At 49.3% G+C, this 4,155-nt stretch carries 6 protein-coding genes; 2 read left to right on the forward strand and 4 right to left on the reverse strand.

Annotated features, from left to right (window positions below; translation table 11 throughout):
• On the forward strand, nucleotides 1–185 hold a 185-nt coding region (locus AAF564_26280; protein ID MEM8489081.1), incomplete at its 5' end, for a hypothetical protein.
• 219 nt (nucleotides 186–404) lie between these two features.
• On the opposite strand, the gene AAF564_26285 is transcribed toward AAF564_26280, so the two are convergent.
• Both AAF564_26285 and AAF564_26290 read right to left on the reverse strand, forming a co-directional pair.
• Entirely contained in the window at nucleotides 405–899 is a 495-nt protein-coding gene (locus tag AAF564_26285) for a DUF695 domain-containing protein (GenBank protein MEM8489082.1), read from the reverse strand.
• Nucleotides 900–1,051: 152 nt separating this feature from the next.
• Nucleotides 1,052–1,861 carry a helix-turn-helix transcriptional regulator gene (locus AAF564_26290; protein MEM8489083.1) on the reverse strand — a complete coding sequence of 270 codons (810 nt, stop codon included), beginning with the start codon at nucleotides 1,859–1,861 and terminating at the stop codon, nucleotides 1,052–1,054.
• 210 nt (nucleotides 1,862–2,071) lie between these two features.
• Between AAF564_26290 and AAF564_26295 the strand changes: the two genes are divergently transcribed.
• On the forward strand, nucleotides 2,072–2,482 hold the full coding sequence (locus AAF564_26295; protein MEM8489084.1) for a hypothetical protein: 411 nt from the start codon (nucleotides 2,072–2,074) through the stop codon (nucleotides 2,480–2,482).
• Between the two features lie 119 nt (nucleotides 2,483–2,601).
• On the opposite strand, the gene AAF564_26300 is transcribed toward AAF564_26295, so the two are convergent.
• On the reverse strand, nucleotides 2,602–3,003 hold the full coding sequence (locus tag AAF564_26300; GenBank protein MEM8489085.1) for a hypothetical protein: 402 nt from the start codon (nucleotides 3,001–3,003) through the stop codon (nucleotides 2,602–2,604).
• A 387-nt stretch (nucleotides 3,004–3,390) separates the two neighbouring features.
• The coding region (locus AAF564_26305; protein MEM8489086.1) for a hypothetical protein at nucleotides 3,391–4,155 on the reverse strand (765 nt) is incomplete at its 5' end.

A 4,155-nucleotide genomic window follows, 5' to 3' on the forward strand; every position in this document is an offset into this window, starting at 1 on the left:
TCTGCCATCACCCTTTTGACGCGCTCGGACGCGAGTTTCCCTCTTCGCCCTGCCAGATCTGCCACCGTCAGTGCCGAACTGTTATCCTCCTGCGTTTCCCGCCACCATATCCAACGAATCAAGCTGCACCTTCCGTGGTTCGCCAGTATGCATTTGTTCGCCTGATTGCCCATTGGACTGTTTAACAAAGAGGAGTGCCAGTAAGATGACAAGGCTGAGGCAGTAGGCTATTCTTGTAGTAAGCATGGTTTATCCTGCACGGCAAGTGATACGTTTGAGGGATAGTTGCTAAATTTGAATTGCGTATGCTTGCTAAGTGTTGGACGACCCTGTAAAAGTAAACGTATTTTTTGCCAATAGCCCGACATCTTATTGTGTCGTCAGAATTGCAGCGTGTTTGTGTGTTAGCCTTTTAGCTGGGAAAAATACCAGGTAGTTTGCTCCCAGGAAGGGTCTTGCTCCATTTTGTAATCGAAGGGTCTCGGGTGGTTTTTGGAGCTAATAAGGGATTGCAGGTACTTATGTGATATCTCAGGATCGTATACGCGCCAAACCATGCGCCGTGTTTTATTCCACGTTTCGCGGACCAGAAAGAGGGCATTGCCGCCGGCTTTAATCTCTGCATCCAATACCTCGCAAAAGGGGTCAACAAGGTCTTGCTCTGCCTGCGTAGGCATGCCATTTTCTGCGAGATGCTGGAAATCAATGGTTACAGACAACTGCCAGCTGAATATGCGTTTGTGCGCAAAGTCTCTCAAGCTGTCATTTAGCGAGCCCACGCAGGGGAGTCCATCCTGCTTCCATTTCATCAAGGTGAAATGTTCTTCGGGAAGTACAACGCGTACTTCGTCTTCTTTCAGTTTTCTTTTGCGCCCACGGCCAAAAAAATTGCGAAGCATAGCTGTATGATGAGAATGAGGTTATTGGACTACGCTTGAACTTGGCGTTGTCATAATTTAAGGAGGGTATGGTATCAGACAGTCGTTGCGGACGTAACCCGCAACCCGTGTGCACGATCTCATTTAGGGAAGGCGTGCGCGGCAGCAGATACCTATGCCGGCTTGTTTTGCCCACCAAAAACATCCCGGCACAAGTGTTCTGTTATTGCATCAGCAGGCAGGTAGCTTTCAATCTGTATTTCTTCGAGCGTGATGTTTTGAGGGGCCTGGAAGGACATCATTGTTGAGACAAAAGAAAGGGTGTGTTCGCCAGCTTGAAAACGAATGTGCAGCGACCCTTCGGTACCTTCTGCCAGGTTATGTTTTTGCCAGTCTGCAGGTACATCGGGTGCCTTCAGGATGTCTTCGACCACTGCTTTTAACCGCTCGTCATGTGGCGTGTGTAGCAATTCTCGTTGAAGCCTGCTGATGGCTTTCCTAGCGGTAAGCTCCCAGTCGAGCACAAACGGTTTGAAGCCCGCGGGGTCAAAAAATGCACGCATCACATTGAATTGATCTGGGATGGGAGAAATTGCCAATCCAATCATGCAGCGTGCTGCTTCATTCATGCGCAGCAGGTTGTAGGCGCTGTCTAATACCATCATCGGAAAGGGCTCATGGTGGCGGAGCATAACGTTCAGTGCGTGCGTGATGCCAGGATCCAGCGCATGAATGCCGGGCTCATCGAAGACAGGGGTGAAGCCAGCTTCGCGAAGCATCACGTTTCGGTCACGGAAAGGGATATCGAGCACGGCGGCAAGCAGCAAAACCATCTCTTGACTCGGTTGGGAACGGCCAGTCTCTAGGAAACTGATATGTCGCGAAGACACGTCTGCCGTCAGGGCCAGGTCTAGCTGGCTCATGCCGGCGCGCATGCGCCAATATTTGAGCAGAGCTGAAAATACCTGGCTTCGTGCTTTCATGGATTTACTGTGTTTGCAAGTTCAACTTACCCTCGTGTACATGCGGTATCCGCTAAAGGTAAGCTATCTTTTTTGTAGCCACCATTACCTGTACAGGTAATTGATGCGGCTTGCTAACCTGATTGTTTTTTGGTTACCCAAACGCGCGGGAATTCAAAAAAATCCGGCGCATGATGGTTTTGCTAAATGAACCTCATATTCGATCTATATATGGAAAATACAACGCTCATTCCGATTGTTGCAGCCGTACTTTTTGTTGCTTATGGCCTCTATATGGCACTGCGAAAAGCTGACTCAAACAACCCGCAATGGCAGATGCCGGCACTTTTGTCTGTCCTGTTTTTGTTATTCTCGATCTATACAGTGACCATGGAGGGCGCGACGGGATTTGCGATTGAGCATACGCGCAATTTATGGGGCAACCAGATTACGTTTGATCTCCTGCTGGCTGTAGGCGCCGCGCTTTACTTTGCGATTCCTCGCGCTAAAACTCTTGGGATGCAGCCGCTGTTCTGGCTCCTGCTCATCGCCAGTACAGGCAGCATCGGATTGCTCGCCATGCTGGCGCGGATTGTGTACCTGGAGAACAAGGTCGGTATAAAGCAAGCGATAGAAGCTTGAATGCACTGTTTTTTGGTAAGAGATGGGCATACAGCGCATTTGATATAAATGGCCGGTGTACTCGTTCACGCTGTACTCGTTCACGCAGAAAAGTCGGGGTTTAAAAACCGTGCTGAACATCAGTCGTGTATGCCGATACGAAGTCCGCGGGGCCAGAATACCTTTGAAGGGTGTCCTTTGGGGTAATCCAGGCAAAGGCTTCTTCGGTCAGGGGCAATAAGCTGGACACTGCGCTCCAGTGCGCTTATCTCTTGCAGTGCAGAAAGGCGTGTTACTTCATCGGTTGTCAAAGGCATGACCAGCCAGCGTTGGGGGTCCTTGCCATCCTGCCAGTCAGTGCGCTCCGTAAAGACAGAGACAAAGGCTTGTTGGCAGGTTTTGCAAACGCGGAGTTTAATTGAGTAATGGGATTCCTGAATTAATGCTTTGTGAATGGACATTTGCTTCAGAGCCTCGCCGGCAGCATCAGCATCTTCAGGCAGGCATTGGGTGCAGCCAAACCTGGCTTTTTCTACTTCCATGACCCTGCGAGCATCGGTTTTGTAGGCATGTGGCGATGTATGCGGATGATCGGAATCTGTGCCGATGGTTCTCTAAAAACAAGGGACAGGTAAAGCAATGGAAAGTGTTACCGGATTAAGGTCGCATTGCTGAGCTGACGCAAGTAGCAAGCGTATGCTAAACCCTCTTTGGTTTCATAACGGATTGTGGCATCTACGACGTTAATCGCGTCGACAGCACCGTGCGAAACACTTATGCTTGTTTCAAATCCCGCAGAGGGGATATTAAATAACATGCCAATAGCCCCATTAAGAGGCTATTGTGACAAGATCATCATGTGGGATCGGTTCTGCCAAGTTGATTAGGCGCTACTCAGGATTGCGCTACTCTGGGCTACGCACTCAGGATTACACAGTTGCCCATTCTTTTATCTCTGTCCCAATAAGACTGTTGTTGGCACCATGTAACACGTCCCATCCTTTCATTTTATCTGCATTGAAAAAAGCTTCTGCCCAGGCTTTTTCTTCCGGGGCAAGCGAGACGCGCCAGTTCTTTTTTGAGGCCCTGAAGTCTTTGAAAGCGTGTTGGGTGTTGCCGTAGGGGAGTTCCAGATAATTTACCAGGCCTTCAACGACTTCCTGGCTATGGGTTGTCATGGCTTCATAAGAGATGGTTTTGAAATTTTCACCGCCTATGGCTGTCATGCAGGTTGTCAGGTAATCCATGTGATCGGCCAATACCTGGGCGTGTCCTCTAAATCCGCCATCCCAGTCTTTGTGCGAAAAAGTTGCTGCAATGGGGTGACGGTTTAGGGAGATCAGATGTACATCTGCAAAAGGCTCTACGAGTGCAATCAATTCCTGTAGGTCCCAGCCGGCGCCTACGGTTCTAATGTCGCCAGATGGAAAAGAATTGTCTTCCAGGATATAAAACGTTTGGTCCTGCCCACCATCCTGTTTTGCAATGCGTTTGAGCAACCGCTTCAATTGACTTTTGCCCCAGCGTTTGACAAACGGATTTGGGTGCAACCAGATATTGTTAAAGGCTTTCCTGATTGCTTGCCATCGAGACTGCATATGTGTCGGGTCTGAAAGCGAAGCGCCAACCAGATTCTCTACCACAGGCATAAATCCGTGGTGTCCGCATCCTTCTATACCAATGATGTATACAAA

Source organism: Bacteroidota bacterium (assembly GCA_039111535.1).
GTDB lineage: Bacteria > Bacteroidota > Rhodothermia > Rhodothermales > JAHQVL01 > JBCCIM01.

Excerpts from the sequence above, each read along its gene's own strand:
- AAF564_26285 (MEM8489082.1), bottom strand. The coding sequence starts at position 899 with ATGCTTCGCAATTTTTTTGGCCGTGGGCGCAAAAGAAAACTGAAAGAA.
- AAF564_26290 (MEM8489083.1), bottom strand. The coding sequence starts at position 1,861 with ATGAAAGCACGAAGCCAGGTATTTTCAGCTCTGCTCAAATATTGGCGC.
- AAF564_26295 (MEM8489084.1), top strand. The coding sequence starts at position 2,072 with ATGGAAAATACAACGCTCATTCCGATTGTTGCAGCCGTACTTTTTGTT.
- AAF564_26300 (MEM8489085.1), bottom strand. The coding sequence starts at position 3,003 with ATGGAAGTAGAAAAAGCCAGGTTTGGCTGCACCCAATGCCTGCCTGAA.